Source organism: Rhizobium indigoferae, from assembly GCF_034554815.1.
In the GTDB taxonomy this organism is placed as follows: Bacteria; Pseudomonadota; Alphaproteobacteria; order Rhizobiales; family Rhizobiaceae; genus Rhizobium; species Rhizobium leguminosarum.
Window position 1 is genome coordinate 1,906,828 of sequence record NZ_CP140635.1, and the last position, 26,684, is coordinate 1,933,511.

Sequence of the window (26,684 nt, forward strand, 5' to 3'; positions counted from 1 at the left end):
GGAAGGAACGTCAGAACGCTCTATGTTTTTCGTTCAGAGCTTTCACCTCTTCGCCTTCGCGCCGGAGCGCTGAAATCGTCGAGGCCACAGACACGATGAACATGACGCTGATGAGGGCGGTGAGCACTGTCAAGATCGTGAACATAGGCATTCCTTTCCTGGGGAGTTGCGTTCTCGCCCCTCAGTACTGGCCCAGCACGGCCGTCCGGGCCGAAGCATAGGGACCATAAACCTTGGACGTATCGACCTTCTGATCATAGAGAGCGACAGTTGCGGTCAGCATGCCCGTGACCATTACCATCCAGAGCACGTTAATCATCGTAATCTTACCGGGCATCTTTAGTCCTTCCTGCCGCGCTAATCGCATCTATGGGGTCGGTTGAATGAACGCATCCGTTTGAAAATGGTTCCGCCGGATGTTGAGGGGTGTTTACCAATGGCGATCTGAAGCCTCCTTGAATGTCTCGTTCATCTGGCGTTCAGATTCGAAGTCCGTTTTCGCGCAGCCGGCCTTGGGCGCGTACGATCGCCGTATGTTCGGCAAGCTCTGGCCGCACCCAGCTCATCTCGTAACGATCGGCGAAATAACCATAGGCCATCTCGGCGGCGAGGGAGAAAACGACGGCAACTGCAATGAGCACGATCAGCATGGACCTGGTCTTTCGGGGAGCGCCGGATGCCGGAATGGCATCGGCTGCTTTGATGATCCGAGTTAAGCAGATCCTGTCTGAAACGGTCTTGAACGGGCCATTCATCCGCCGTTTAACCGCCCGACGCATAACGTCCTTTACGTGTCTGAAAAGACGCGCGGCGCTCTAGCCGGAGCTGGGTAAATCACTTGCGAGAAGGCGTCATCCGTGACAAAAGGCGTCAAACCAACGGCCGGACCACATGACGACAGCTTTCTATCCGGGGTCCTTCGACCCGATCACCAATGGGCATGTGGATGTTCTGGTCCAGGCGCTGAACGTTGCCGAAAAGGTGATCGTCGCGATCGGCATCCATCCCGGCAAGGCGCCGCTCTTCTCCTTCGAAGAGAGAGCCGAGTTGATCCGCCGTTCTCTGGCGCAAGCGCTGCCCGGCAAGGCCGGCGATATCACCGTCGTCGCCTTCGACAATCTGGTCGTCGATGCCGCTCGCACCCATGGCGCCACGCTGTTGATCCGCGGTCTTCGCGACGGTACCGATCTCGATTACGAAATGCAGATGGCCGGCATGAACCGGACGATGGCGCCCGATCTCCAGACGATCTTTTTGCCGGCGGGTACGGCCTCGCGGCCCATTACCGCCACATTGGTCCGCCAGATCGCCGCCATGGGCGGCGATGTCAGCGCTTTCGTGCCAGCCGCCGTCTTGCAAGCCCTCACATCCAAGCGCCCAAACTAGTAAGAACAAAGACTAGCAAGCGCAAAGACCAGGCGGACCCCGCCGCAATGGAGCTCATATGAAACTCTTCTATCTCGCATTTGCCGGCGTGTTGTACCTCGCTTCCTTCGCGGGGGATGCCTTCGCCCAGTCGTCCGATCATTATCTCACCGTCCAGCTGAAGAACGGCCCTGTCGTCATCCAGCTCATGCCTGAGGTGGCGCCGAAGCATGTCGCCCAGATCGAGGCGCTGGTAAAGAAGGGCGAATATGACAACGTCGCCTTCCACCGCGTCATTGACGGCTTCATGGCTCAGACCGGCGACGTCAAATACGGCAACATGGAAAAGGGCTTCGATGCGAGCCTTGCCGGCACCGGCTCTTCCGACCTGCCGGATATTCCGGCTGAATTCTCCAAGACCCCGTTCGTGCGCGGCACAGTCGGCATGGCTCGCTCGCAGGATCCGAATTCGGCCAATTCGCAGTTCTTCATCATGTTCGCCGACGGCTCCTTCCTGAACGGCCAGTACACCGTCATCGGCAAGGTCGTCTCCGGCATGGAGAACGTCGACAAGATCAAGCGCGGCGAAGGCCAGAACGGCGAAGTCAAAAGCCCAGACCGGATGATCAAGGTCACCCTGGGCAAGAAGTAAGTTAAGAGAGAAAGCTAGAGGAAAAGATAATGGCCGAGATCAAGGATCCCGAAAACACCGTCATTCTGGAAACCACCAAGGGCAAGGTTGTCATTCAGCTTTTGCCGCAGGTCGCCCCGGAGCATGTCGCCCGCATCAAGGAACTCGCCCGCGAGAAGGCCTATGACGGCGTCGTCTTCCACCGCGTCATCCAGGATTTCATGGCCCAGACGGGCGACGTCGAATTCGGCAAGAAGGGCTCGGAAACCTTCAATCCCGGCCGCGCCGGCATGGGCGGCTCGTCGAAGCCGGATCTGAAGGCCGAATTCTCCGCGACCACGCATACGCGCGGCACCTGCTCGATGGCCCGTTCGCAGAACCCGAACTCGGCCAATTCGCAGTTCTTCATCTGCTTCACTGACGCGCCGTGGCTGAACAAGCAGTATTCTGTCTGGGGTCAGGTCATCGAAGGCATGGATAACGTCGACAAGATCAAGCGCGGCGAGCCGGTTTCCGATCCGGATTCGATCGTCTCCATGCGGGTTGCCGCCGACGTCTGATTGTGATTTCTGCTGAAACCCGCCCTTGCGTGTCAACCGCGCGGGGGCGGGTTTCGCTTTGCCTGAAAGTGCCCTGATGCGCGTAGACCTTTTCGATTTCGATCTGCCCGATGAACGCATTGCGTTACGGCCCGCCGAGCCACGCGACAGCGCGCGCCTGCTCGTCGTCGATCCGAATGCGGAAAGCCACCTGTCTGATTATCGCGTCGGCGATCTCACGTCCTTCCTGCAGGCTGGCGACGCGCTCGTTTTCAACGACACCAAGGTCATTCCCGCTCAGCTCGAGGGTATCCGCCATCGCGACGGCGCCGGTGGCCAGCAGGTGTCTGCCACGCTGCACATGCGCATCGGCCCCAACCGCTGGAAGGCCTTCGCCAAGCCGGGCAAGCGCATCAAACAGGGCGACCGCATCTCCTTCGGCCATTCCGGCGAAAGCTGCTTCCTCGGCTCGCTCGATGCCACCGTCGAGGAGAAGGGCGAGGCCGGCGAAGTGACGCTGCTGTTCGATCTCTCCGGCCCGGCGCTCGACGAGGCGATCGCCGCCGTCGGCCATATCCCGCTGCCGCCTTATATCGCCGCCAAGCGCCCCGAGGACGAGCGTGACCGCGCGGACTATCAGACGATCTATGCCCGCGAGGAGGGCGCCGTTGCTGCACCCACCGCCGGCCTGCACTTCACGCCTGGCCTGTTCGAGGCGCTTGATAGGGCCGGCATCGAACGCCATTTCGTCACGCTGCATGTCGGCGCCGGCACCTTCCTGCCCGTCAAGGCTGATGATACCGCCGATCACCGGATGCATCTGGAAAGCGGTACCGTCAGCGCTGCGACGGCTGCACGGCTGAACGCCGTCAAGGCGAACGGCGGGCGCATCGTCTGCGTCGGCACGACCTCGCTGCGTCTGATCGAAAGTGCAGCGGAAGAGAGCGGCGAAATCCGCGCCTGGAGTGGCGCCACCGGCATCTTCATCACGCCGGGCTACCGCTTCAAGGCCGTCGACATGCTGATGACCAATTTCCACCTGCCGCGCTCGACGCTCTTCATGCTGGTCTCGGCCTTTTCAGGCCTCGATACCATGCGCGCCGCCTATGACCACGCCATCCAGACGGGCTACCGCTTCTATTCCTATGGCGATGCCAGCCTTCTCTTCCGGAAAGACTAGATGACCGAGACCTTCCAATTCACCCTGAAGAAAACCGATGCCGGCGCCCGCCTCGGCCAGATTTCTATGCCGCGCGGCGAGATCCGCACGCCGGCCTTCATGCCGGTCGGCACTGTCGGCACTGTTAAGGCCATGTATCTCGACCAGGTGCGCGAGACCGGCGCCGACATCATTCTCGGCAATACCTATCACCTGATGCTGCGCCCGACGGCCGAGCGCGTCGCCCGCCTTGGCGGCCTGCATAAGCTCATTCGCTGGGAACATCCGATCCTGACGGACTCTGGCGGTTTCCAGGTCATGTCGCTGTCGGGCCTGCGCAAGCTCGACGAACAGGGCGTCACCTTCAAGTCGCATGTCGACGGCAGCCTGCATCACATGTCGCCAGAGCGCTCCATCGAAATTCAGGGGCTACTCGGCTCCGATATCCAGATGCAGCTCGACGAATGCGTGGCGCTGCCGGCCGAGCCGAAGGAGATCGAGCGCGCCATGGAAATGTCGCTGCGCTGGGCCGAGCGCTGCAGGGTCGCCTTCGGCGACCAGCCAGGGAAGGCGATGTTCGGCATCGTCCAGGGCGGCGATATCCCGGCACTGCGCATCCGTTCGGCCGAGGCGTTGAGCCAGCTCGATCTCAAGGGATATGCGATCGGTGGCCTTGCCGTCGGCGAGCCGCAGGACGTCATGCTGCAGATGCTGGAGACGACACTGCCGGTACTCCCCAGCGAAAAGCCGCGTTACCTCATGGGCGTCGGTACGCCTGACGATATCCTGAAATCGGTTGCGCGTGGCATCGACATGTTCGACTGCGTCATGCCGACCCGCTCCGGCCGTCATGGCCTGGCCTTCACCCGCCGCGGCAAGGTCAATATCCGCAATGCCCGCCATGCCGAAGATATGCGCCCGCTCGACGAACAGTCGAACTGCCCGGCCTCACGCGACTATTCGCGTGCCTATCTGCACCATCTCGTCCGCTCCAACGAAGCGCTCGGCGGCATGCTGCTCTCCTGGCACAATCTCGCTTATTACCAGGAACTGATGCAGGGCATCCGTAAAGCGATCGCCGAAAGCCGCTTCGCCGATTTCATGGCGGAAACACAGGAGGAATGGGCGAGGGGTGATCTCCAACCGGTTTAGGCTGCTCGAAAGGTTCAAGCTGTGGAAGCTGCCGCAGACTGGAGCTGCGCTAGCTGAAATGCGGATTGGCTCGCAATTTTCCGACAGCAAAATCAAAAAGCTTTTGACCTTTGTTGAGGCATTCCGTCCATCGGGATGGAATGGGTAGAGCCTCCTCGCCGTAGTCGGACAAGACAGTCTGCAACTCCCCCGATTCGAGCTGAGGCGCAATCTGGTAGGAGAGAACGCGCGTCAAACCCCAGCTTCGGACTGCCGCCGCGACCGCAGCCTCGTTGGTGTTGCAAAAGAGACGGGGGTTAACGCGCACGGTAGCCTTTCTTTCTCCTGCAAAGCGCCATTCCAGCGATGTCCATGCACTGTTGGACGCGACGATCTGATGGCGCGCGGGATCATTGGGCGCTGCCGGCACGCCGTACTTCTCAAAATAAGCAGGCGATCCGCAAATGACTCGCTTTATTTGGCCGACATGCGTCGCGGTGAAACCGGACTCGCTTAGATGTCCGATACGGACAGCGACATCGATACCCTCGTCGACGATGTTCACTACGCGGTCAACAAAGAGACCCCGCGCGGTGACTTCGGGGTAAAGATCGAGATATTCGGTCATGACGGGCAAAACGAACATCGTGCCAAACATCACCGAAGCGGTGACGGTGAGCGTGCCGGTCGGCTTGCCGTAAGCCCCCGCAGCAGCCGCGTCTGCTTCGGCGAGATCAGCAAGCAGCCGCTGACAATCCCGAAATATCTAGCCCGGCTTCCGTCAGCTTCACCGATCGGGTCGTGCGGGTCAGGAGGCGCGTTCGATAACCGCTTCCAATGAGGAAACGATGTGCGTCACGGCTGGAGGACTCATATGCATTTGCCGCCCGGCCGCGGCGAAGCTCTCTGTTTCCGCGACTTTCACGAACACTCTCATCGCCTGCCATCTGTCCACGCGCGCCGCAATCATCCCGTACATCGTTTTTCTGGAATTCTCGTGAAGCAGATCGCACGAAAAAACTGCAGGCTGCCAATCGCAAGCGGTACTGTCAGGAACTGATGCAGGTCATCCGCAAAGTGATCGCCGAAAGGCCGCTTCGCCGATTTCCTGGCGGAAACGGCAGAGGAATGGGCGAGGGGCGACCTCGAACCGCTGTAGGCTAATTCGCTCCCGCGTTGCTGACCGCCGAGACCGCAGACGCCGGATTTGGCGCAACCATCATCTTGAGCTTTTTGCGCACAGGCTCGTCGACGTAAATGGCGACGATGCCTGCCACAATGAAAATCGCTATTACGACGACCATACCAACTGCCGGAGAGGCCGGAAGGTCAAAGCCCTTTTGCCGCAGTGAATGCAGCAGACTGAAGATGGGCGCATGTAGGATATAAATCGGATAGGAAAGCCTTCCCAACCAACAGAATGCCAGCTCGACCATTCCGGTCTGTCTCGTGCGCATCGCAAGCCAGACAATGGCCGGAAAGACCACCAAACATATCAAGAAGTCAAAATAGGGGAAACCGAAGAACGTGCTGGCCGATATGCCCGTGATGAAGATCAGGCATCCACACAGAAGAAGGCCGATAATATTCCCGTTGTTGGCCGTATTCGGTTTCTGGATGTCATATTGCCTGTAGAGGCAGATCCCGAACGAGAACGAGAACAGCACTCTTGAAAAGCCAAATATGAAGTAGGTCGGCTGGTAACCGATATCGAGGTTGCCTTCGACCAATGCCCCGTAAAAGGTTATGCCCGCAGCCCCCAGGGCGATGGTGAGCAAGCTTCTGAGTGACAGTCGTACCAGAAGTACGGAGAACAGCGCCCCGGCCCAGAGTTCGAAGAAGAGCGACCAGCTGGGCCCGTTGAAAGGAAAGAGACTTTCCAGATTTGTGCTTGGGATGAACAGGATCGCCTTCAGCAGAAGTTCTGCCAGCGTGGAGCAGTCCAAGCCGTTTTGAAGCGCATAGCTGAAAAGGCCAATCGGAAGCGTAAGAAGATAAAGCGGATAAAGCCGAATGACACGCTGCAGCAGAAATCCGGCAGGCGAAATCTGTCCCGTTGCCAGCCGCTTCTCATATGAATTTGCCAGGACGACGCCGCTCAGCAGAAAGAACAGGTCGACGGCTAGGTAACTGACACTTGCGGGAAGCGGGCCAAGCGCACCTTCCGTATGCCGGAAGATGACCATAACAGCCGCAATTCCTCGCAAGGCCTCAAGAGCTGTGAAAAACTGCCTGCTAGTGTTCAACCTAACAATCCCCCATCAGCAGTTTCTTACTCTGGGAGGATTTCGAAATTATTAGCGCGACGAGTCCGCGCCGCGGCGCGTCAGATACCCTTGCTGTCCGCATCCGGCACGATCTGCACGCCGTTGATCCTGTAGCTGCCGTCCGGCTGGCGCATGATCTGGTAGATCGCCGTCCAGTCCTTGCCGTCGCGGCCTGAGATCAGCACCTCGTGATAGATCAGCGCGCCGTCGTCGATCGAGCGGCTGCGCCCGAAGGCGTAGTTGCCGGGATGATAGACCGGCTCGTAGCTCTTCTTCACCATGGCGAAGAACAGGTTCTTGTCGGGATACATCGCCTTGATGCCGGGGGCGGCGAAGGAATAGGCGGTCTCGGCATCGTCCTTGAGGAAGGCCTTGATCTGTTCCTCGATCATCGTCCGCGTCGTTTCGATCGGATCTTCGGCGCGGGCCGATACGGGGGAGAGGGCGGATGCGGCACACAGGATGAGAACTGCGAAGAAGGCGCGCATGGATTGATCTCCGGCTCCGTCAGGGAAACGATCCCCCGACGGGCAGAAGTGTAGGCGATTTCTGGCGCAAGAAAAGCGGACTTTACGACCAGCGCCGGAAGAGGGCGCTGGCATTCACCCCGCCGAAGCCGAAACCGTTGGTTATCGCGTAGTCCATCGCCAGCGGCCGCGCTGTCTTGCCGACGATATCGATGCCGTCGGCGGCCGGATCCGCATGTTCCAGGTTGCGGGTCGGCGGCGCGATCTGGTCGCGCAGCGCAAGGATGGTGAAGATCGCTTCCAGCCCGCCGGCGGCGCCAAGCAGGTGGCCGGTCGCCGATTTCGTCGCGCTGACGGCAATGCCGCCATTGCGGCCGAACACCGTGCCGATCGCAGCGATCTCGCCCCTGTCACCGACCGGTGTCGAGGTCGCATGTGCGTTCAGATGCCTGACCTCCGAAGCCGGGATCTTCGCCTGCTTGAGTGCTGCCTCCATCGCCCGGAGGGCGCCGTTGCCGTCTTCGGGGCCTGAGGTCATGTGGTAGGCGTCCGCCGCCGTGCCGTAGCCGACGAGTTCAGCGAGCGGCGTCGCGCCGCGGGCAAGCGCATGCTCCAGTGTTTCGATGACCAGGATGCCGGCGCCTTCGCCCATGACGAAACCGTCGCGCGCCGTATCGAAGGGGCGTGATGCCAGCTCCGGCGTCTCGTTGAAACCGGTGGAAAGCGCACGCGCAGCGGCAAAGCCACCGAGGCTCACCTTGTCGATGCAGGCCTCGGCACCGCCGCAGATCGCCACATCCGCTTCGCCGGAGCGGATCAGCCGCGCCGCATCGCCGATCGCCTGGACGCTGGCCGCACACGCCGTCACCGGAGCGCCGAGCGGCCCCTTGAAGCCGTAGCGGATGCTGACCTGGCCGGCGGCAAGGTTGACGAGGAAGGACGGCACCGTAAAGGGCGACAGCCGCCGCACGCCGCGCGTTTCGCCGATCCGCACCGCTTCGGCGATCGCCGGAAAGCCGCCGACGCCCGACGCGATGATCGTTGCCGTGCGTTCACGCTCGCCTTCGTCGGTCGGCATCCAGCCGGCCTGCTTTACCGCTTCTTCCGTCGCCGCCATGGCGAAGTGGATGAAGCGGTCCATCTTCTTCTGGTCCTTCGGCGTGATGTAACGGTCCGGATCGAAGCCAGCCTCTGCATCCTCAGCGATGTCGGGAACGATACCACCTACCTTGGCCGAGAGGTCGCCGACGATATCCTCCGCCAGCACCCTCAGCCCGGAACCGCCGTCGAGAAGGCGCTTCCAGGCGGGCTCGACGCCGGTCCCGAGTGGCGAGACAAGTCCCATGCCGGTGACAACGATGCGATCCATGTATTTTCCTCCGACAGCGCCACGCGTCTTTCAGACGCGCAAAGGACGCTGTAACTTTTTGAATTAATGCATCATTTCATCCGCAAATCGCTTCCGATTTTGAGGATGAAATGATGCATCAGGCGTCGATGCCGAGATACCAGGCGCGCATGCGGGCGATCCGCTCGTGCACTTCATCATCGGCGGCGGGGCCTGCAAGCAGGCTGGTGTTTTCGGGTGTCATTTGTTCGCCGGTCCGCGCATCGACCAGCATCGTCTCGCGCTCTCTGCCGGAAGCGGCATCGCCCAAGAGAAAGGCCAGGTCCACTGCGGGGATGTGCCGGCTTCCCCAGGAAAACAGCGTCATCAGAACAGGAAAGAAATCACGGCCCTTGTCCGTCAGCAGATATTCGTAGCGGGCAGGGCGCTGATGGTAGGGCCGCCGTTCGAACAGCCCCTTTTCCGTCAGATGTTTGAGCCGCCGCGTCAGGATGTTCGGCGCCACGCCGAGGCTTTTCTGGAATTCGTCGAAGCGCGAAAGCCCCTGGAAGGCGTCACGCAGGATCAGCATGCTCCACCAGTCGCCGACGCTGTCGAGCGCGCGCGCCGCCGGGCATTTGAAATCGCTGAAGCTTGTTCGCTGCATGGCTGCTGTCATTATAGCAGTGACTATCATCATGCAAGTTACTATCTGGCGTCGCCCCCGAAAATGCGGGCGAGCAGAATGCCGGTGACGAGCATGCCGACCGCCACGAAGATCGTATCGCCCGGCGTGCCGATATAGAGCGGCCCGACATTGGCAAAGAGCAGGAAGGCGACGAGGAAATTCGCCCAGCCCCAGACTACATTGGCCGTCGGCGAGCCAAGCTTTGCCCCTTGCGCGAATGGGATGCGGAACGGCCTGCCACTGACGCCGTTGACGAAATGTGGGACGCCGTTGGTCAGAAATGCTGCGGCGATGAGATGGGCGATATAGGCGATCCAGGGCAAAGGCTTCTCCTGAGCTGCACGGGTGGCGTCAACGGAGAATGTGGCCGGGATTTCGGCTCCGGCAAGAGGAGGAGGCGCGACTGCCCGTGACGCTGTAGGCCCGCCGCCTGAAAGGCGATGGGCCGACCGGGTCAGACAAGCAAGATGTCTTTGAAGTGAAGTGCTGCGGAATTATCGAGATCCGCGACGTGGATGGCCGTGCCTGCTGCGCTTCCATCTGCGTCAAAGGATAGAATGCCGCTCGCCTGATCGTAGATCAGCTTGTCATCAGCCTCCAGCGCCTTCGTTCCCAGCACGAAATTCTCATCCGAAAATCCGGATAGGCTGAGCGCGGCGAAAATCGAATGATCGAGCATCAGCTTGTCGCCCGCCGCGGAGGAAAAATCCCGGATCTTGTCGACGCTGACATTGTCGGGCTTCACATCGAAGACGAAGGTATCGCCTCCTCCGCCACCGGTGAGCGTGTCTGCACCGGCTTTCCCGAAGAGCTTGTCATTGCCGAGACCGCCGGTCAGCTGGTCGGCGCCTTTGCCGCCATTGATCGTGTTGCTTCCGTCGTTGCCGGTGAGCACGTTGGCCGTGTTGTTGCCTGTCGCGCTGAGATTGGCCGTGCCGGTCAAGGCGAGATTTTCGATCGTTCCGGCGGTGTGTTTCTGGTCGGCCAGGTTGAACGAGGTCGAAGCCTTGACGGTGTCCTTGCCGGCCCCGCCTGTTTCATCGGCAAAATCGCCGGCATTGTCGACCACATAGGTATCGTTGCCGGCGCGCCCCGACATATGGTCCGCGCCAGTACTTCCGTCGAGAATATTGTTGCCGGAATTACCGACGAGAGTGTTTGCTAGGCCATTTCCCGTGCCGTTCAGATTGGCCGTGCCGGTCAGCGTCAGGTTCTCGACGTTTCCGATCGTGTGCGTCGTATCCTTGAGGCTGAAGCTGATCGACGACATGACGGTATCCGTCCCGCCACCCCGGCTTTCGTCGACGATTTGCGCGGGGTTGCTCACGGTGAATATGTCGTTGCCGGTGCCGCCATAGATATGGTTGGTTGCCGGCGGCGTGCTGGCACTGCCGCCTCCGATGTCGATGATGAGGGGATGGTCGACGACGTCAAGCGTCAGGGACGAGACGTTGCTGAGGCTTTTGATCGCCGTCGTTCCGGTCAGAGGGTCGAAGACCTTCACGGAGCCGAAGGATGCGCCGAGATTGACCTTGACGCCTGTCGTCGCGGCCTGGATGGCCGTGTCGGTGGACTGGTTCCAGATATCGGGCTCGTTCCAGATGATGATCTGGTAGCTTCCGTCCGATTTCTCGGTAAGCAGGCTGCGGGCCGAGGACGGCATGCCGTCGATCGAATAATTGAGGGTCCCCGCGCTAAAACTTGCCTTCTGAGCGCCGTCGTCCGCAAGGATTTCCGTTAGATTATGGATCGCCGTCGCAGCCGGCTTGGCCGAATAGTCGAGATGAAAAAGGCCGAAATGCTTTTCCTGATTGGTGCCCTGAGGATCGGAATAGGCGTCCAGCAGCTCGTAGATGAATGTATTTTTCGATCCGAGTGCCGCGCCGTCCATCAGCGTGTTGAGCAGGAGCTTTGCCTGCGTCGCTTCACTGACGCCCTCCCAGCCGCCATTGGTGTCGGCAGTCAGCGAGGTGTGGTAACCGGTCTCGGTGATTGCCAGGGGCTTGCCCGGATCGGCAGCGCGCTGAACGCCGGCTTCTCGGGAAAGCCACGAGTACGGCTGGTCGCCATCCTTCGCATAGGTATGGATCGTCGTGTAGTCCGATGCGGAAGCGACGGTATATCCGGTAAAGCCGAGGACCGGGATATTTTTCAACAAGGGATCGGCGTTGACGGCGGCTGAGAGGTCCTTCTGATAGGCGACCGCTGCTGCCTGCCCGCTCAGGCCGTGATAGCTGACCGGCCAGTTGTTGACTTCGTTCGGGCCTTCGATGCCGACGACCGACCCGGGATGGGCCTGCACGAAATCATGCAGCCGCTGGGCCACGGTGGCGGGGTCGACTTCCCGCTGGGCGCTGAAGACGAATTGCACGCCGGCCTCTGCCGCATCGCCGAGATGCGTTTGGCCGTTGGGATCGGAAGCGGAGTTGGGGGCGTGATCGCGAACCGTATCAAGGCCAAGATAATCGAGAGCCTTAACAACTTCTCCGACATTGGAATATTTTCCGTCGGTGTAGTCGATATGCGTATCAATTCCAAAGGAACGAACAATATCGTTTATTCTAACGGCTTGAGCCATAAGCTTTTCTCCCGGTTTACGAGGGAAGTGGCAATGGGAGTGAATCCCCATTTGTTGGCGCCAATTCGATTTAATACACGAGGAGGGTCGTGCGGCGATGACTCGTTATCCATGATATATTGTTGCGAATGTGGCTCAATTCGGATTGTATTTATTATGTAATCTGCGCTTGCATTTTTTCGTTCGGCCGGCTGATCATGCGCGAGTGGGACGGCCCATAGGCAGAGTCTGGCGAAATCCGACATGGTTTTGGAGGATCCGATGACCGTCAATGTTCAATTCCGGTTTCGCAGCGGCTTGCCATTATTGGCGTTCGACAATGTCCGTCTCCGCGGAAGTTGGGACGAGCAAGGTCACCCCTCGAATGATTGGACGTCTGTTCCTATGCAGCGCTCTCGTGACGAGGATGGCTATGATGTCTTTGTCATCAGGGTACCCTTTCCCGATGACGAGATCGGCACGCATTTTCGATGGGGGATCGAACTGGGTCGACCCGGCGCTTCAAGCCTGTGGGCGATCGCCGGCGAATTGGACGACGAGGCCTCGTCGTGTCGCGAACGCTCGTTCGATCTCCAGCAGGGGATCGGGCCGCAGACCTATTATCTGACATGGATCGGCCGCCTGGGAGCGAACCGGGTTGAAAAGCGCGACGCTGCCGATGGCATCCGCTTTTCGGTCTGGGCGCCGAACGCCCGGGATGTCTTGCTGGTCCTGGCCGATCCGGCCATCGGCTATATCGCCGATGACGGCACCGGAGCGGTCGCAACCATCAAAATGGGAAGAACCGTCGACGGATTCTGGATCGCCGAAACCGGCGACGATGATGGCCTTTTAGATTTCGACAGCATGGTCGGCACGCCGTACATGTACCGCGTTACCAAGGATGATGGATCGCTCGCCTACCGCACCGATATCTGGTCCCTCATGCAGATTGGCGCCGGAGACTTCGATCCCGATGGAGCAACCTATCACGGATCACCGGCGGCATTGGACGGACCGCAAAGCTGTTCGGTCGTCTGCGACCCGAAGCGGGTGGTGCTTCCGTCCGGGCAGGAGCTTGCCGCCGAGGCGTTCTGGGCTGACGAATTCGCCGGAGGTCGAAAGCTTCCCGATCGGCTCGAGGATCTGGTGATCTATGAACTGCACGTCGGCGCCCTCGGTTTCGGCAAGGCCGCGCCAGGCACGCTTGATGATGCCATCGCCTTCGTCGAGCATCTCTCAGCGCTCGGCGTCAACGCCGTGGAATTGCTGCCGATCGCGGAATTCGAGACCCGGGCCAACTGGGGCTACGGCACGTCGCATTTCTTTGCCGCCGACCAGGGTGCTGGCGGCACCGACCGCCTGAAGATGTTCGTCAAGGTTTGCCACCAGCGCGGCATCGTTGTCATCCTTGATGTCTGTTACAACCATTTCGATCCGGATGGCGAGCGGGCGCAATGGGCCTATGATTCCAACGATCACACCCGCAATATCTACTATTGGTATGAGGGAAATCCCGGCGACTACGCCGATCCCAGAGGCGGCTACATCGACAATATCTCCACGGGGTGGGCGCCTCGCTTTGATGAGGAAGCCGTCCGCCAGCTTTTCATCTCGAGCGCTGCATTCCTCGTCTCCGTCTGTCACATCGATGGTTTCCGGCTGGATCAGACGAGTTCGATCCATCAATATCCGGTCCTCCATGCCGACGGCCGGCGCGCCGATCGGGCTGCCGCCTTCGGGGCCAAGTTTCTCAAGCAGTGGACCCGCACGATGCGGCTGATCAAGCCACAGCTTTTCCTGACGGCTGAAGACTATTCGGATTGGTCGGCGATGACGGAACCAAGCCTGACCGGCGACGGACTCGGCTTCGATGCGACCTGGTACGGCGATTTTCATCACAACCTCGTCGAATATCACGGCGGCGCACAGGCGCAGCTATTGAAGAATGCCGGTTTCGGAGACAAGCGGGCTTTGACCATGTCGTCTTTTGCCGGCGCATTGCAGACGAGCGCGCGATCCAAGGTGGTCTACAACCAGTCGCATGACGATTGCGGTAATCGTGAAGGATCGGCACGAACCGCGGTTATTGCGGTCAATTTCGCGCCTGTTGTCGGCGAGACCCGGGCATGGGCGGAGGCGAGATCGAGGTTCGCAGCGGCGATGACGCTGCTGTCACCTGGGACGCCGATGTTTTTCATGGGCGAGGAAATCGGCGCCCAGAAGCCCTATCGCTACAATGATTTCCTCGAGAACCGGGAGAATATTCTCGGCGAAGCGGATGGTGACGGGGCAGGGATGATCAGCTGTTATCGCGATCTGATCGCGCTCAGCATCCACCAGGACGCCATTCGCTCGCGCAATATCGCCATTCCCCTGGTTCACGACGAAAATCGCGTGATCGCATTTCATCGATGGGACGATGGCGAGGATTTCCTTGTCGTGGGGTCGCTGAACGACGCTCCCTTCGAACACGGCTACCGGCTGCACAGCGAACGTCTGGGGGATGATCTCTGGGAGGAGATCTTCAATACCGATGCTCACAAATATGGCGGCTGGAACGTCGGCAACGGCGGCGGAAGAATTCGAGCCACAGCAGGAGTGCTCGATGCCGTGCTGCCGGCATCAGGCGTTCTGGTCTTTCGCAGGCTGTGACGCGCAACGCCCGGAACGGTCAGACGAAGCCGAGCGGCAGATTTTCGACTTTCCTGTCATTGCCGTAGTCGCGCTCATGCGGCGAACGACGACGGCCGTCGCCGCGAGCGGACAGATCGATCCGGTTTTCGGCGAAGATCCCGTCGGGCCAGGTGCCGGTGTCATGGCAATCGGCATCGAGCTTGGGGGCAAGAATTTTCAGGATCATCAGGGTTCCTCCACGGCGCACCATCAACACTCGAAAAGGCCGTCTGGTTCCGTTTATAAACCCCGAATTATTAATAAATTAACCATAAAGCTTAAGGGCAAGGGTATCGCCTTATCGATCCCGTCATCCTCGCAAGGGCTGACATTAGTGGACGATTGATGACGAGGACATCGATGCCAGCATCCCCTCGGTCGCCCGGATCAGCCGCGCTGTACGCGCCATCACCTCGGTTCCGGCCTCCGTCTCGGCAATCGCGGTTGCCATTCCGTCCAGTCCGTCCGCCACCTGGATCAGTTTCGGTAGCATATCGGCGCGTCCGACCGCCTCAGTCGATCTCGCGAGCTTACGTAGTGCCTCCGAATAGCTCGATATCAAAGCGAGTTTCTGGTCTGCTGGAATATTGGAGAACGAGCGTTTCTCCGAAGGCGATAGCGGCGATTTCGGCATGGATGCGACCTGTTGAACTGCCTGTGAACTCGCATAAGCGTTTTTTGTTCCGAGCTGGCCCATTTGCTCGGTGACCCATCGCCTTGCGCGGAAATGGCGTTGCCGTGGAACTCCGGACCTGGATGGCCGTTGAGTGCATGAACACAGGAGGTTTCCATGCAGCTGATCGATACGCGAGTGACACAGGCCGGCGACATCTTCACCGTCGAATTCCTGGGCGAGGGAGGAGAATCGATTTCCGTCAAAATCGACAACTCCCACGGCGAGCTCGACAATACGACGGCGGTCGACCGCGCCAAGGTCATGATGGTTCAGATGACCGCATTTGCCGGCGCGGAAGCAGACGGCAGCATCAATCGCTACGATGCCTTGAGCAACGGCAATTTCGACGAAGGCAGTAAGGGCTTGATCGGTCAGCCGAGCGCGCGCTCGGCCGGCGACAAGCAAACGCTGGAAGAGGAACTCGATGAGGGCCTCGAGGACAGCTTTCCTGCAAGCGACCCGGTCTCGGCAACGGTGTCGTCCATTCCCACCAACGCGCCACGGCATTGATTTCGCCGCGATCTCAATTCCAAATGCAGGCGAAGGCTGCCCCGGTTTCCGCGGGCAGCCTTCTTCTTACATGACAGATTGATGTCGAAACTGAGAAACAGCTGAAAACATCAGGTGTGTGATTGACATGGGAGCCTTCTAGAGAGGGCACGAGAAGGGGGCGCGGGTGACGCGCTGCCGACGTCTCGGAGACGCGCCCATGAAAATCATTCAGATCACCGACACCCATTTCAGCCCCGACAAGCCGCATTTCAATGGCAACTGGGCGCCGCTTCTGACCTGGATCGAAGAGACCGGCGCTGACCTGATCGTCCATACCGGCGATCTCACCGTCGACGGCGCCGACAAAGACGCAGACATCACCTTTTCGATGGATCTGATGCGCCAGGTGTCGATCCCGATGCTGATCGTCCCCGGCAATCACGATGTCGGCCACCTCAAGGGATCGGACCAGCCTGTCAATGCCGAGCGGCTGTCCCGCTGGCGCAGCCTTGCCGGCGACGACCGCTGGCTGGAGGATGCGGCCGGCTGGCGCTTCATCGGATTGAACTCATTGCTTCTCGGTCATGAGGATGACGAGGAGGAGGCTCAGTTCGAATGGCTCCACCGGGCGCTTTCAGACAGGGGAGGCCAGCGCGTGGCGCTGTTCGCGCATAAGCCGCTCTTCGTCGATGCCCCCGACGAAGGCGATACCGGATATTGGAGCGTTCGCCCGGCTCAGCGCCGGCGGCTCTATGATCTGATCGCGGCTCATGACGTGGCGCTATTTGCGAGCGGCCATCTCCACTGGGCCTGGCAGGGGCGCTTTGACAATACCCAGCTGACATGGGGTCCGTCGGCCGCCTTCATCATCGACAAGATGGAGCGCGAGATGCCGGGCGAACGCCTGATCGGCGCAGTCGTCCACAAATTCGATACGAGAGTTGAAAGCACGGTCGTTGCCGTTCCCGGCATGACCGCATATGTGCTCGACGATGTCGTGCACGAGGTCTATCCCCAGGCGGTGAAGCAGCGGGAACCCGTCGAATGAGCGCGCTCTCGCTTCGCGGCATCACCAAGGCTTTCGGCGGCAACCAGATCCTCGATGGCGTCAGCCTGGATGTCGGAGCCGGTGAATTCATCGCGCTGGTCGGCCCTTCCGGCTGCGGCAAGAGCACGCTGCTGCGCGTCCTTGCCGGCCTCGATCATGCCGACCGCGGCGAGATCCTCATCGGCGGGCAGGACATGTCCGGCGTTCCGGCCGCCGACCGCAACATTGCCATGGTCTTTCAGTCCTACGCGCTCTATCCGCATCTGACGGCGTTACAAAACATTGCAGTGCCCTTAGCGATGCGCCGGCTGTCGAGAATGCAGCGGCTGCCCTTCATTGGGTCGTTGATGCCGGGCCAGCGCGCCACCCGTGCGGCGATTGCCCGCGACGTCAGGGATATGGCGACATCACTGAAGATCGATCACCTGCTCGACCGCAAGCCCGGCCAGATGTCAGGCGGCCAGCGCCAGCGCGTGGCGCTTGCCCGCGCCATGGTGCGCCAGCCGAGCATCTTCCTGATGGACGAGCCGCTCTCCAACCTCGACGCCAATCTGCGTGTCCACGCCCGCGGCGAGATCGTCGACCTGCATCGCCGCGCCGGCGTGCCGACGCTCTATGTCACCCACGACCAGGCGGAAGCGCTGTCGATGGCAGACCGCGTCGCCGTGATGATGGGCGGAAAGTTGCTGCAGATATCAAGCCCTGAGGTCATCTATGACGATCCCGCCCATATCGAGGTCGCCCGCTTCATCGGCCAACCGCGCATCAACCTGCTGCCGGCCTTTGCCGAAGGCGGCGTCATTCTCTGCGGCGGCCTGCGCCTGACTCTTGAAAATGCACCCGACAGAAAGATGCCGGTCACGATCGCCATTCGCCCCGAATTCGTCTTTCTTTCCAAAAACCGGCATGACGGCCTCGCCGCCCGGATCGAACGCGTCGAATTCCTGGGCTCCGAAGTCATCCTCCATTGCCGGCTCGAAGCGATCGGCGAGACTATCGTCGCCAAGGTTCAACCGTCGGAAGCCTCCGGCCTTGTTGTCGGCGATTCGGTCGGGCTGCGGCTTTCGCCCGCCCGTACGCTGATCTTTGCCGAGGACGGCAGCCGGCTGCCCGGCGGCGTTGCTGCTGGTGATGCCTGGCTCGGCGCCGCCGATGCCGGGCTCGCCAACAGCGATGCCGGGCTTGCTTCAAGCGATGCCCCACGGGAGAGGGCGCATGGCTAGCATCGTCTCCATGGCCGTGCCACACGATGCGGCCGTTGCGCATCGGCGCAGTGAGGCCCGCATCGCCTGGATGCTGGTGCTGCCGGCGATGGCCCTGCTGTTCCTCTTCGTGCTTTTGCCGGTCGCAGCCGTCGTCGTGCTCGGCTTCACTGATTTCGAACTCGGCTACGGCAAGTTACGTTTCGTCGGCTTCGAGAATTACGCACACCTGATCACTGACCGGACGTTTCGCAAGTCGCTCTGGAATACGACGGTCTATACCGCGATCGTCGCACCTATCTCGATCCTTCTCGGTCTCGGCATTGCCATGCTGATCGAGAGCGAGACCAAGGCGCGCAGCTTCTTCCGCACCGCTTATTTCCTGCCGGTCGCCTCCTTGATCGTCGCCATGGCGACCGTCTGGCAATATATGTTCCACCCCACAATCGGCCCGGTCAACGCACTGCTGGCCCTTGTCGGGCTTCCCGGCCCGAACTGGCTGGGCAGTTCCGGCACGGTGCTTTACAGCCTCTCGATCATCGGCGTCTGGCAATCGGCCGGCTTCAACATGGTGCTGTTCCTTGCCGGACTGACGGCGATCCCGCGCGAGCTATACGCGGCCGCCGAAGTGGATGGGGCCAGATCCTCCCTCGACCGCTTCTTGCTGGTGACCTGGCCGATGCTCGGGCCGACGACGCTTTTCGTCATCACCATCAGTATCACCAATTCAGTCAAGGTCTTCGAAACGGTGAAGACGCTGACCGACGGCGGCCCGAACAAGGCGTCGGCAGTGCTGCTCTTCACGATCTACCAGGAAGGCTTCGTCTATCTGCGCGTCGGTTATGCCTCGGCGATGACGGTGGTGTTTCTGTTGATCCTGGTGGTGCTGATGTTCCTGCAGTACCGCGTTCTCGATCGCCGGGTGCATTACACATGATAACGAGCGCTGTTTCCCTCGGCAGAATCATCCGGCTGACACTGCTTTCCCTCGGCGCAATGATCTTCCTGTCGCCCTACGTCTTCATGATCTCGACGGCAGGCAAGGCCCAAAGCGACATCTTCACCTCGTCGCTGTCGCTGATCCCGGCGCACCTGACCTATGTCGAGAATTTCACCAAGGCCTTGAGCCGGGTGCCGATGGCGCAGCTCTTGTGGAACGGTGTCGTCGTCTGCGGGCTGATCTTCTTCTTCCAGGTGCTGGTGGCGATCCCTTGCGCCTACGCCATGGCGAAGCTGCGCTTCGGCGCTGCCCGCGCCATGATGGTGCTTGTCATGCTCGGTCTGCTGGTGCCGATTCATGCGACCGCGCTGCCACTTTATGTCGCCTTCGACCGCGCCGCGCTGCTCAACAGCTATGCCGCCCTTGTCGCGCCCTTCACCATTTCGGTCTTCGCGATCTTCATGTTCCTGCAGTTCTTCCGCGCCATGCCTGATGACCTCATCCATGCCGCGCGTCTCGATGGCATGTCGGAACTCGGCATTGTCGCCCGCGTCATCGTGCCGAATGCCTGGCCGGCGGTCACCGCCTTCGCCATCTTTTCGGTCGTCGCCCATTGGAACGATCTCTACTGGCCGCTGATCGTCATCAGCAAGCAGGACTACGCCACCCCGCCGCTGGGCCTGATGTATTTCCGCGCCGCCGAGGCCGGCGACGACTACGGCGCGCTGATGGCGGCGACCCTCATCATTACCCTTCCCCTCGTCATCGCCTTCCTGCTTGCGCAGAAGCGCTTCGTCGAGGGCATCACCATGACCGGTCTCAAAGGCTGACCGGTTTCAACCCAGGAGAACGAGCGATGAAACATATCACCCAGCTTCTCGCCGCAGCAGCCGTCTCGATGGCAATCGCGCTTCCCGCGCATGCCGAGACGACGCTGACGGTTCATTACCCGATGCCGGGCTTCTTCAAGGACGTGATGGACACGATCTCGAAGAAGTTCATGGAAGAAAATCCCGATATCAAGATCCAGTTCGCCAGCCCGTCGGCCACCTATGAAGAAGGCATCCAGACGGTCCTTCGCCAGGTCGGCACCAGCGAAATGCCCGATATCACCTTCATCGGCCTCAACCGCCTGCGCATGCTCGACGAACGCGACGTCGCCGTCGACCTTGGCCCGCTCGTCCAGAAGGACGGCAACATGGCCGAGCAAGGCTTCTCCGACACGATCCTCAAGCTCGCCCAGGTCAAGGGCAAGCAGGTGGGCCTGGCTTTCGCGACCTCGAACCCGATCATGTATTACAACGCCGATCTCGTGAAGGCGGCCGGTGGCGACCCTGAAAACCCGCCGAAAACCTGGGATGAGGTCATCGCGCTCGGCGGCAAGATCAAGGCGCTCGGCAATGGTGTCGATGGCATCGATTTCCGCTGGCAGGGCGATGACTGGATGTTTTCGGCGCTGCTCTTCGGCGCCGGCGGCAAGATGCTGAGCGAGGATGAAAGCAAGGTCGCCTTCAACGGTCCGGAAGGCCAGAAGGCCGTCGAGGTCCTGCATCGCCTGGTTACCGAAGGCGGCATGCCTGTGTTCACCAAGGCCGCCGGCGAACAGGCTTTTGCAGCCGGCAAGGTCGGTTTCGAGTTCCAGACAACCGGCGCGCTGCGCAACACGATCAAGAATGTCGGCAACAAGTTCGATCTGCGCACGGCAAAGATCCCGCTGATCGATCCGGTGAATGGACATCTGCCGACCGGCGGCAACGCCGTCGTCATCCTGACGCATGACGCCGCCAAGCAGGATGCTGCCTGGAAGTTTGCCAAATTCGCTGCCGGCCCCTACGGCGCCTCCGTCGTCGTCCCCGGCACCGGCTATGTCCCGAACAACGAACTCGCCGCGAAATCTGTCGACTATCTCGGCGACTTCTACAAGCAGAACCCGCTGTTCCAGGCAGGCCTCAGCCAGATGCCAGTGATGACCCCGTGGTATGCCTTCCCCGGCTCGAACGGCGTCAAGGTCACGCAGACGATCGTCGACAACCTCTCGCGCATCGTCGACCAGTCGGCCGAACCGAAGGAAGCGCTTGACGACGCAGCCGCTGACGTCGAGGACATGCTGCCGCGCAGCTGATCGCCTTTACTTACTGGGAATAGGGCAGGGCCGCCACGCCGAGCTTGTGGCGGCCTTCCTGTTTTGCAAGCGTCAGATGGCGCGCACCGTGCCGCCGCGGCGAAGCGTATAGGCGACGTCGAGATGGCGGGCGGGCGCGGCATTCTCCGCCATGTCGAGCAGCAGCGAGGCAGCCGTCGCGCCCATGCTGGCATCCGGCATTTCGATGGTCGTCAGCGGCGGATCGATCAGCCGGCCGATGGCGATGCCGTCGAAGCCGGCGACTGAAACATCCCCAGGCACCGACAGCCCCTCGCGCTTCAGCGCACCGATGACGCCGAGCGCCAGGAGATCATTGGAGGCGATGATCGCCGTCGGCGCAAGGGCGCTCATCGCGACGCCAAGGTCGAGCTGGTCATAGCCGCTGACAAAGGGGATCTGAACCGCATCGAGGGGTGTCAGCCCGTTCTCGGCCATCGCGTCGAGATAACCACGGTAGCGAAGATGGGCGCGGTCGGAGGCGGCGAAATTGCCGGAGACAAACAGAATGCGGCTGTGGCCCATGCTGATCAGGAATGTCGCAATCTCGCGGCCCGCGCCGCGATTGTCGGCGGTAACGGCCGCCGGAAACTGCGCCGTCGGCAGGTTGTTGAGCAGCACGGTGGGCGGCAGCTTCGCAAGCAGTGCCTTGCTGGTCGATGGATCGCAGACAGTGAGGATCAGCCCGGTCGGTCGGTCGTTCAAGAGTGCGGCGACGGCATCGGCCTCGCGCGCCGGATCGTAATTCGACTGGGCGATCAAGACGCCGTGGCCGGCCACCAGCATGCGGTTCTGGATGCTTGACAGCGACGAGGCAAAGACCGGATTGGTGATGCTCGGGATCAGCCCATCAAATCGCTGGCGGGTCCGTTGCGGTTGAGGACACGGCTTGCGGTCGCCAGCGAGCAGCCTGCCCGGAATGCGACCTGCTCCAATGTCGCCATCGAAAGCGCCTCCTGGTGACAGCATCGAGGCGCAATCCTTTAGGCGGGTTCGATGACAATGATCTGACACCCAGAGCATGATGCCGAAAAGTGTGAGCGGTTTTCGGACGACATCATGCTCTAACTATATAATGTAGAACAGGATTCAGATTTTAGGCCGACCGGGCCTAAAATCATCCTGTTCTAGGCAGAATTATCGACTTCTTATTTATTCACACACATGGAAGTTGCTGGGGAATGCAACCTGTGGAATAGTCAGGTTGACGCCATCTACCCACTTCATTCTCATCACCTGGACAAGAATGTCTCACAAAAAAATGGAATGCTCCACGGCGTGGCGGATTTTAGCGACGGCCTCGTTTGTCGCAAACTTCGCGTTGCCAGCCTATGCGGACACCCCGTCCGTGCCCTGGCCGCAAACGCAAAGCGACATCCAAGCCGAGTCCGACGTGCATTTTGGCACGCTCGCCAACGGTATGCGGTTTGCGATCATGCGCAATGTCACGCCGCCCGGACAGGCAGCTATCCGCTTTCGCATTGGCTCGGGTTCACTCGACGAAAACGACGACCAGCAAGGCCTGGCGCATGTTCTCGAGCACATGGCCTTCAAGGGTTCGACACATGTCGCCGAAGGGGAGATGGTCCGTATCTTGCAGCGCAAGGGCTTGGCCTTTGGACCGGACACCAACGCCCACACCTCTTATGACGAGACCGTCTATGCGCTCGATCTGCCCGAGGTCGACGCAGACACAATTTCGACGGGCCTGATGCTTATGCGCGACACGGCGAGCGAGCTGACCCTTAATGCCAGCGCCTTTGATCGCGAACGCGGCGTCATCCTGTCGGAGGAGCGGTTGCGCGACACGCCGCAGTATCGCGCATCACTCGGAATCATGAATTCGCTGCTCGCCGGCCAGCGCGCGACCATGCGCGCACCGATCGGTAAAGCCGACATCATCAGCAATGCGCCCGTGGAGCTCGTCCGTGATTTTTACCGGGCCAATTACCGACCCGATCGGGCAACGCTGATAGTGGTGGGCGATATCGACTCCGCCGCCATGGAAGTCGAGATCCGGCAGCGCTTCGGCGACTGGAAGGCCGTGGGTCCGGCGCCGACAAAAGCGGATCTTGGCGCGCTTGTGACGAAACGCGAAAGCGCCGAGGTCATCGTCGTTCCCGGCGGCATGACCAGTATACAGATCGCCTGGACGCGTCCCTATGACGCCGCGCCTGACACCTTCGCCAAGCGCCGCGCTGGGCTTATTGAGGATCTCGGTTTCCTGGTGCTCAAACGTCGGGTGAGCGCCATCGCCAGCAAGGCGGATGCCCCTTTCATCAGTGCGGACGTCGGCTCCCAGGATCTCCTCGATTCCGCCCATGTCGTCCTGATCGCGGCGAATTCGGAGCCGGACAAATGGCAGGCGGCGCTCACTGCCATTGACCAGGAACAGCGCCGGATCCAGGAGTTCGGCGTTGCGCAGGCGGAGATCGATCGCGAAATCCGCGAATATCGCTCGGCCCTGCAAGCTGCTGCGGCCGGAGCCGCGACGCGGATGACCACCGACATTGCTTCCATGCTGGCTCGCAGCGTCGATGACGATCAAGTCTTCACCTCACCCGCCGAAGACCTCTCGATGTTCGAGACGATGACGAACGGCGTCACGGCGGATGAGGTCAATCAGGCCCTGGAGCGTGCTTTCTCCGGCAACGGTCCGCAGGTCGTGCTGCAGGCGGACCAATCACCTGAGGGCGGAGCCGACACGGTTCGGCAGGTCTATGAGGCTTCAAAGGCCATTGCCGTCTCGGCACCATCCGGTGCAACTGACGTGGCCTGGCCCTACACCCATTTCGGCGAACCGGGCGCTGTGGTCGAGCGTCGTGCGGTTGAAGATCTCGGCTTGACCATGTTGCGCTTTTCCAACGGCGTACGGCTTACCGTCAAGCCAACCAAGCTGCGTGCCAATGAAGTGCTGGTGCGCGAAGATATCGGCCGCGGTCGGTTGGACCTGCCGCACGACCGTTCCGCCGCGATCTGGGCATCTCCGGCCGTCGTGCTGTCTGGCGTAAAGGCTATGGATTACCAGGATATACAGAAAGCGCTGACGGCCAACATTGTCGGCGTCGACTTCTCGGTCGGCGACAGTTCCTTCAGGTTCGACGGTCGTACACGGACTGAAGATCTTGCGACGCAGCTGCAGCTGATGAGCGCATACACCTCCGATCCCGCCTATCGCCCCGAGGTGTTCAAGCGTGTGCAGCAGGCCTATTTGAGCGGCCTCGATCAGTATGACGCGTCGCCCGGCGGCGTTTTCAGCCGCGATTTCGCAGGTCTCGTGCATTCCGGCGACCCGCGCTGGACCTTCCCCGACCGCGCGCAGTTGTCCGCCGCCAAGCCAGACGAATTCGCGACGCTGTTCCGGCCTATGGTTTCCAATGGCCCGATCGACATCACCATCGTCGGCGACGTAACCGTGGACGACGCAATCCGGCTGACGGCTGAAACCTTTGGCGCTTTACCGCCGCGCCCGGAGGCGGCCTTGAGCAACGATCGGGACGACGTGCGCTTTCCGGCGACGACCGAGAAGCCCGTCTTGCAGACCCATAACGGCAGGGCGGATAACGCCGCCGCCGCGGTAGGAGCTTCCATCGGCGATTTGCTCTCCGATCTGCCGCGGTCCTTCACCGCCAATATTGCCACCCAGATTATCCAAAACAGGCTGATCGACCAGTTTCGCATTGCAGAAGGCTCAAGCTATGCCGTGCAGGGCGACGTTGACCTGTCAAGGGAAATCCCGGGCTACGGCTACGCATATTTCTACGTCGAGACCGACCCGGCAAAGGTTGCGCGCTTCTATGCACTTGTCGACGAGACCGCCAATGATCTGCGGTCGCATGACGTCTCCGAAGACGAGCTCGCGCGCGCCCGGGAACCCATCATCGAGACATTGAAGCATCAGCAGCAGAGCAACGAATATTGGATCGCATACCTGCACCACGCCCAAGAGGATTCGCGTCGTTTAGACCGGATACGCGATAGTCTCAGTGGCTACGGCAAGGTCACTGCCGGGGATATCCGCGCGTTTGCCACGGCCTATTTCAGCCCTGAAAAATTCTGGAAATTCGAGGTGCTGCCGGCGGCGGTACGATAGGTAGTGAGCACCGCTCACGAACGGCGTTTGACCACGCGCATGTTCATTTCCGAGCGAAGAGCGAAGCCCTGGGTTTCGTAGAGGGAAATGGCGGATGTATTCGCCGCATAGGCATGCAGATAGGCCGTGTCGCCGGTGGATGCGATTTCGCCGGCGATGAAACGGAAGAGCAGGGTGCCGAGGCCGCGCCCCTGGAAATCGGGATGGGTGCAAAGCCCGCTAAGCTCGGTAAAGCCAGTCTGCCGCATCCGCTGGCCGACCATCGCCACCAGGCGGCCCTCGCTTCTGATCCCCCAGAAGCTGCCGAGGCTCTGGGCTCTCAGGGTGAACGGCCCGGGTTTGGTCAGTGTCGCCAGCGCCAGCATGTCGGCGGCATCGGTTTCCGTCAGGGGCTCGATGCGGGGATCTGAAATCCTCTCATGGGGCCGCTCGGCCACCATCTGGACTACCGATGCCTCTGTGACGATAGCCAGGCTCGGTGGAATGGCGATCGGCCCGGCTTCGACGAGGATCATGCTCTCCTCCGGCGCCGGCAGTTCCTCCAGGGCGTCGAGGCTTTCCGGCGCATCGTCGGCGGAGGCCGCGAAGGGGACGATTGACGGCGGGTATCGCCGTGCCTTCTCATTGCCTTCGGCAAGGTCGGCATGCGCGGTCTCCAGTGCGCTCCAGATCGGCCGGTCGAGAATATGTTTCATCATCCTTCCTCCTTGACAGGGCTGCGGCGCGCAAGCGGCGCCGCCGCAAGCCCGTCCTCGATGGCGGCGAGCTGTTCGAGGATCGGCCCGTCGAGATCGCCGCAGAGATCGGCAACGGCGGCGGCGATGCGCGGCCAGATCACCTTCTTCGAATGATCGACGAGCTCCTGTCCCTTGTCGGTCAGCGAGACCAGCCTGCGACGCTGATCGTCCGGCGCCGGCTGCATGTCGACGTAACCGAGTTCGAGAAGCTGGCCGGTCGTCCGCGTTGCGCCGGGCTGGGTGATGCCCACCGCCTGCGCAAGCTCTCCGATCGTCAGCGGTCCGGCGCGGTCGATCGCTGCAAGGAACGGATACTGGCCCGCCTGGATGCTGAGACCGGCCTCGTCGATGACCTGCTGCGTATCGGCCTGCAGCCTTTCTCCGATGCGCCGCAGCCGGCTGCCCATGCAGAGAAACCCCAGCGTCCGGACTACATCCTCGACCATGCCGACTCTCCATTTGCATTGGATGTTATATAACATGTTATGAATTAAATTGCAATTCTTCGAAGGTGGTCGGCAGATGAGACCAGGGGAAGGGTAGCACGAG

The 26,684-nt window shown here is 60.8% G+C and carries 26 protein-coding genes and 2 pseudogenes; 13 read left to right on the forward strand and 15 right to left on the reverse strand.

Annotated elements, in window-relative coordinates; all coding sequences use genetic code 11:
* Positions 1–10 precede the first annotated feature (10 nt).
* From U5G49_RS09790 to U5G49_RS09800, 3 genes are all read right to left on the reverse strand, one after another.
* Positions 11–145, reverse strand: coding sequence for a hypothetical protein (locus tag U5G49_RS09790; RefSeq protein ID WP_018445350.1), 135 nt, complete (start codon positions 143–145; stop codon positions 11–13).
* Positions 146–181: 36 nt separating this feature from the next.
* Entirely contained in the window at positions 182–337 is a 156-nt protein-coding gene (locus tag U5G49_RS09795) for a hypothetical protein (protein WP_003539654.1), read from the reverse strand.
* 142 nt (positions 338–479) lie between these two features.
* On the reverse strand, positions 480–755 hold the full coding sequence (locus U5G49_RS09800; RefSeq protein WP_193442220.1) for a hypothetical protein: 276 nt from the start codon (positions 753–755) through the stop codon (positions 480–482).
* A 136-nt stretch (positions 756–891) separates the two neighbouring features.
* Here U5G49_RS09800 and coaD point away from each other — a divergent pair, with 136 nt between their 5' ends.
* The 5 genes from coaD (at position 892) to tgt (ending at position 4,846) form a co-directional block, all read left to right on the forward strand.
* On the forward strand, positions 892–1,386 hold the full coding sequence (gene coaD, locus U5G49_RS09805) for a pantetheine-phosphate adenylyltransferase (RefSeq protein WP_130652384.1): 495 nt from the start codon (positions 892–894) through the stop codon (positions 1,384–1,386).
* A 58-nt stretch (positions 1,387–1,444) separates the two neighbouring features.
* Positions 1,445–2,017 (forward strand): peptidylprolyl isomerase, encoded by a 573-nt coding sequence (locus tag U5G49_RS09810; RefSeq protein WP_193442222.1) that lies wholly within the window; start codon positions 1,445–1,447, stop codon positions 2,015–2,017.
* Between the two features lie 29 nt (positions 2,018–2,046).
* Positions 2,047–2,556, forward strand: a complete 510-nt coding sequence (locus U5G49_RS09815; protein ID WP_003559389.1) for a peptidylprolyl isomerase — start codon at positions 2,047–2,049, stop codon at positions 2,554–2,556.
* 76 nt (positions 2,557–2,632) lie between these two features.
* Complete coding sequence (gene queA / locus U5G49_RS09820; protein WP_130652386.1) at positions 2,633–3,715, forward strand: tRNA preQ1(34) S-adenosylmethionine ribosyltransferase-isomerase QueA; 1,083 nt, start codon at positions 2,633–2,635, stop codon at positions 3,713–3,715.
* Positions 3,716–4,846: a tRNA guanosine(34) transglycosylase Tgt gene (tgt, locus tag U5G49_RS09825; RefSeq protein WP_130716402.1), complete on the forward strand. Its 1,131-nt coding sequence runs from the start codon at positions 3,716–3,718 to the stop codon at positions 4,844–4,846. It begins immediately after the preceding gene.
* A gap of 49 nt (positions 4,847–4,895) precedes the next feature.
* Here the strand turns inward: tgt and U5G49_RS09830 are convergent.
* From U5G49_RS09830 to U5G49_RS09860, 7 genes and pseudogenes are all read right to left on the reverse strand, one after another.
* Positions 4,896–5,780, reverse strand: a pseudogene (locus U5G49_RS09830) (LysR family transcriptional regulator).
* Positions 5,781–5,985: 205 nt separating this feature from the next.
* Positions 5,986–7,071 carry an acyltransferase family protein gene (locus U5G49_RS09835; RefSeq protein ID WP_131703152.1) on the reverse strand — a complete coding sequence of 362 codons (1,086 nt, stop codon included), beginning with the start codon at positions 7,069–7,071 and terminating at the stop codon, positions 5,986–5,988.
* A gap of 80 nt (positions 7,072–7,151) precedes the next feature.
* Positions 7,152–7,580: a DUF4864 domain-containing protein gene (locus tag U5G49_RS09840; protein WP_130652388.1), complete on the reverse strand. Its 429-nt coding sequence runs from the start codon at positions 7,578–7,580 to the stop codon at positions 7,152–7,154.
* Between the two features lie 82 nt (positions 7,581–7,662).
* Positions 7,663–8,928: a beta-ketoacyl-ACP synthase II gene (gene fabF, locus U5G49_RS09845; RefSeq protein ID WP_193442224.1), complete on the reverse strand. Its 1,266-nt coding sequence runs from the start codon at positions 8,926–8,928 to the stop codon at positions 7,663–7,665.
* Positions 8,929–9,046: 118 nt separating this feature from the next.
* The gene (locus U5G49_RS09850) at positions 9,047–9,553 is read right to left on the reverse strand and encodes a winged helix-turn-helix transcriptional regulator (protein ID WP_193442226.1); all 507 of its coding nucleotides are present in this window, start codon (positions 9,551–9,553) and stop codon (positions 9,047–9,049) included.
* Between the two features lie 41 nt (positions 9,554–9,594).
* Positions 9,595–9,897: a hypothetical protein gene (locus tag U5G49_RS09855; protein WP_193442229.1), complete on the reverse strand. Its 303-nt coding sequence runs from the start codon at positions 9,895–9,897 to the stop codon at positions 9,595–9,597.
* A gap of 131 nt (positions 9,898–10,028) precedes the next feature.
* Complete coding sequence (locus U5G49_RS09860; RefSeq protein WP_018445341.1) at positions 10,029–12,152, reverse strand: calcium-binding protein; 2,124 nt, start codon at positions 12,150–12,152, stop codon at positions 10,029–10,031.
* Positions 12,153–12,413: 261 nt separating this feature from the next.
* Here U5G49_RS09860 and U5G49_RS09865 point away from each other — a divergent pair, with 261 nt between their 5' ends.
* Positions 12,414–14,786, forward strand: a complete 2,373-nt coding sequence (locus tag U5G49_RS09865; protein WP_130716406.1) for an alpha-amylase family glycosyl hydrolase — start codon at positions 12,414–12,416, stop codon at positions 14,784–14,786.
* Between the two features lie 19 nt (positions 14,787–14,805).
* Here U5G49_RS09865 and U5G49_RS09870 read toward each other — a convergent pair whose 3' ends face one another.
* Together U5G49_RS09870 and U5G49_RS09875 are read right to left on the reverse strand one after the other, a co-directional pair.
* Positions 14,806–14,994: a hypothetical protein gene (locus U5G49_RS09870; RefSeq protein WP_018445339.1), complete on the reverse strand. Its 189-nt coding sequence runs from the start codon at positions 14,992–14,994 to the stop codon at positions 14,806–14,808.
* 144 nt (positions 14,995–15,138) lie between these two features.
* Positions 15,139–15,504, reverse strand: coding sequence for a hypothetical protein (locus tag U5G49_RS09875; RefSeq protein ID WP_130652394.1), 366 nt, complete (start codon positions 15,502–15,504; stop codon positions 15,139–15,141).
* A 93-nt stretch (positions 15,505–15,597) separates the two neighbouring features.
* Between U5G49_RS09875 and U5G49_RS09880 the strand changes: the two genes are divergently transcribed.
* The 6 genes from U5G49_RS09880 to U5G49_RS09905 all read left to right on the forward strand — a co-directional run bounded on the left by U5G49_RS09880 (position 15,598) and on the right by U5G49_RS09905 (position 21,287).
* The gene (locus U5G49_RS09880) at positions 15,598–15,993 is read left to right on the forward strand and encodes a hypothetical protein (RefSeq protein ID WP_193442231.1); all 396 of its coding nucleotides are present in this window, start codon (positions 15,598–15,600) and stop codon (positions 15,991–15,993) included.
* A 199-nt stretch (positions 15,994–16,192) separates the two neighbouring features.
* Positions 16,193–17,023, forward strand: coding sequence for a metallophosphoesterase family protein (locus U5G49_RS09885; RefSeq protein WP_113544170.1), 831 nt, complete (start codon positions 16,193–16,195; stop codon positions 17,021–17,023).
* Positions 17,020–18,246, forward strand: coding sequence for an ABC transporter ATP-binding protein (locus U5G49_RS09890; RefSeq protein WP_193442233.1), 1,227 nt, complete (start codon positions 17,020–17,022; stop codon positions 18,244–18,246). Before U5G49_RS09885 ends, U5G49_RS09890 begins: the two co-directional genes overlap by 4 nt.
* On the forward strand, positions 18,239–19,162 hold the full coding sequence (locus U5G49_RS09895) for a carbohydrate ABC transporter permease (protein WP_193442235.1): 924 nt from the start codon (positions 18,239–18,241) through the stop codon (positions 19,160–19,162). Before U5G49_RS09890 ends, U5G49_RS09895 begins: the two co-directional genes overlap by 8 nt.
* Complete coding sequence (locus U5G49_RS09900) at positions 19,159–19,995, forward strand: carbohydrate ABC transporter permease (RefSeq protein ID WP_193442237.1); 837 nt, start codon at positions 19,159–19,161, stop codon at positions 19,993–19,995. The genes U5G49_RS09895 and U5G49_RS09900 overlap by 4 nt, the downstream gene beginning before the upstream one ends.
* 26 nt (positions 19,996–20,021) lie before the next feature.
* Positions 20,022–21,287, forward strand: a complete 1,266-nt coding sequence (locus U5G49_RS09905) for an ABC transporter substrate-binding protein (RefSeq protein ID WP_193442239.1) — start codon at positions 20,022–20,024, stop codon at positions 21,285–21,287.
* Between the two features lie 72 nt (positions 21,288–21,359).
* Here the strand turns inward: U5G49_RS09905 and U5G49_RS09910 are convergent.
* A pseudogene (locus tag U5G49_RS09910) lies at positions 21,360–22,249 on the reverse strand (substrate-binding domain-containing protein).
* Between the two features lie 302 nt (positions 22,250–22,551).
* Between U5G49_RS09910 and U5G49_RS09915 the strand changes: the two are divergent.
* Positions 22,552–25,398 (forward strand): M16 family metallopeptidase, encoded by a 2,847-nt coding sequence (locus U5G49_RS09915; RefSeq protein ID WP_193442470.1) that lies wholly within the window; start codon positions 22,552–22,554, stop codon positions 25,396–25,398.
* Positions 25,399–25,412: 14 nt separating this feature from the next.
* On the opposite strand, the gene U5G49_RS09920 is transcribed toward U5G49_RS09915, so the two are convergent.
* Together U5G49_RS09920 and U5G49_RS09925 are read right to left on the reverse strand one after the other, a co-directional pair.
* A complete protein-coding gene (locus tag U5G49_RS09920; RefSeq protein ID WP_193442468.1) occupies positions 25,413–26,093 on the reverse strand; it encodes a GNAT family N-acetyltransferase in 681 nt (226 codons plus the stop codon).
* Positions 26,093–26,581: a MarR family winged helix-turn-helix transcriptional regulator gene (locus U5G49_RS09925; protein WP_193442241.1), complete on the reverse strand. Its 489-nt coding sequence runs from the start codon at positions 26,579–26,581 to the stop codon at positions 26,093–26,095. Before U5G49_RS09925 ends, U5G49_RS09920 begins: the two co-directional genes overlap by 1 nt.
* Between the last annotated feature and the right edge of the window lie 103 nt (positions 26,582–26,684).

Bases quoted from the DNA above. Each gene is read 5' to 3' on its own strand.
- U5G49_RS09790 (WP_018445350.1), bottom strand. From the start codon at position 145: ATGTTCACGATCTTGACAGTGCTCACCGCCCTCATCAGCGTCATGTTC.
- U5G49_RS09795 (WP_003539654.1), bottom strand. From the start codon at position 337: ATGCCCGGTAAGATTACGATGATTAACGTGCTCTGGATGGTAATGGTC.
- U5G49_RS09800 (WP_193442220.1), bottom strand. From the start codon at position 755: ATGAATGGCCCGTTCAAGACCGTTTCAGACAGGATCTGCTTAACTCGG.
- coaD (WP_130652384.1), top strand. From the start codon at position 892: ATGACGACAGCTTTCTATCCGGGGTCCTTCGACCCGATCACCAATGGG.
- U5G49_RS09810 (WP_193442222.1), top strand. From the start codon at position 1,445: ATGAAACTCTTCTATCTCGCATTTGCCGGCGTGTTGTACCTCGCTTCC.
- U5G49_RS09815 (WP_003559389.1), top strand. From the start codon at position 2,047: ATGGCCGAGATCAAGGATCCCGAAAACACCGTCATTCTGGAAACCACC.
- queA (WP_130652386.1), top strand. From the start codon at position 2,633: ATGCGCGTAGACCTTTTCGATTTCGATCTGCCCGATGAACGCATTGCG.
- tgt (WP_130716402.1), top strand. From the start codon at position 3,716: ATGACCGAGACCTTCCAATTCACCCTGAAGAAAACCGATGCCGGCGCC.
- U5G49_RS09840 (WP_130652388.1), bottom strand. From the start codon at position 7,580: ATGCGCGCCTTCTTCGCAGTTCTCATCCTGTGTGCCGCATCCGCCCTC.
- fabF (WP_193442224.1), bottom strand. From the start codon at position 8,928: ATGGATCGCATCGTTGTCACCGGCATGGGACTTGTCTCGCCACTCGGG.
- U5G49_RS09850 (WP_193442226.1), bottom strand. From the start codon at position 9,553: ATGCAGCGAACAAGCTTCAGCGATTTCAAATGCCCGGCGGCGCGCGCG.
- U5G49_RS09860 (WP_018445341.1), bottom strand. From the start codon at position 12,152: ATGGCTCAAGCCGTTAGAATAAACGATATTGTTCGTTCCTTTGGAATT.
- U5G49_RS09865 (WP_130716406.1), top strand. From the start codon at position 12,414: ATGACCGTCAATGTTCAATTCCGGTTTCGCAGCGGCTTGCCATTATTG.
- U5G49_RS09870 (WP_018445339.1), bottom strand. From the start codon at position 14,994: ATGATCCTGAAAATTCTTGCCCCCAAGCTCGATGCCGATTGCCATGAC.
- U5G49_RS09875 (WP_130652394.1), bottom strand. From the start codon at position 15,504: ATGGGCCAGCTCGGAACAAAAAACGCTTATGCGAGTTCACAGGCAGTT.
- U5G49_RS09880 (WP_193442231.1), top strand. From the start codon at position 15,598: ATGCAGCTGATCGATACGCGAGTGACACAGGCCGGCGACATCTTCACC.
- U5G49_RS09885 (WP_113544170.1), top strand. From the start codon at position 16,193: ATGAAAATCATTCAGATCACCGACACCCATTTCAGCCCCGACAAGCCG.
- U5G49_RS09890 (WP_193442233.1), top strand. From the start codon at position 17,020: ATGAGCGCGCTCTCGCTTCGCGGCATCACCAAGGCTTTCGGCGGCAAC.
- U5G49_RS09895 (WP_193442235.1), top strand. From the start codon at position 18,239: ATGGCTAGCATCGTCTCCATGGCCGTGCCACACGATGCGGCCGTTGCG.
- U5G49_RS09900 (WP_193442237.1), top strand. From the start codon at position 19,159: ATGATAACGAGCGCTGTTTCCCTCGGCAGAATCATCCGGCTGACACTG.
- U5G49_RS09905 (WP_193442239.1), top strand. From the start codon at position 20,022: ATGAAACATATCACCCAGCTTCTCGCCGCAGCAGCCGTCTCGATGGCA.
- U5G49_RS09915 (WP_193442470.1), top strand. From the start codon at position 22,552: ATGTCTCACAAAAAAATGGAATGCTCCACGGCGTGGCGGATTTTAGCG.
- U5G49_RS09920 (WP_193442468.1), bottom strand. From the start codon at position 26,093: ATGAAACATATTCTCGACCGGCCGATCTGGAGCGCACTGGAGACCGCG.
- U5G49_RS09925 (WP_193442241.1), bottom strand. From the start codon at position 26,581: ATGGTCGAGGATGTAGTCCGGACGCTGGGGTTTCTCTGCATGGGCAGC.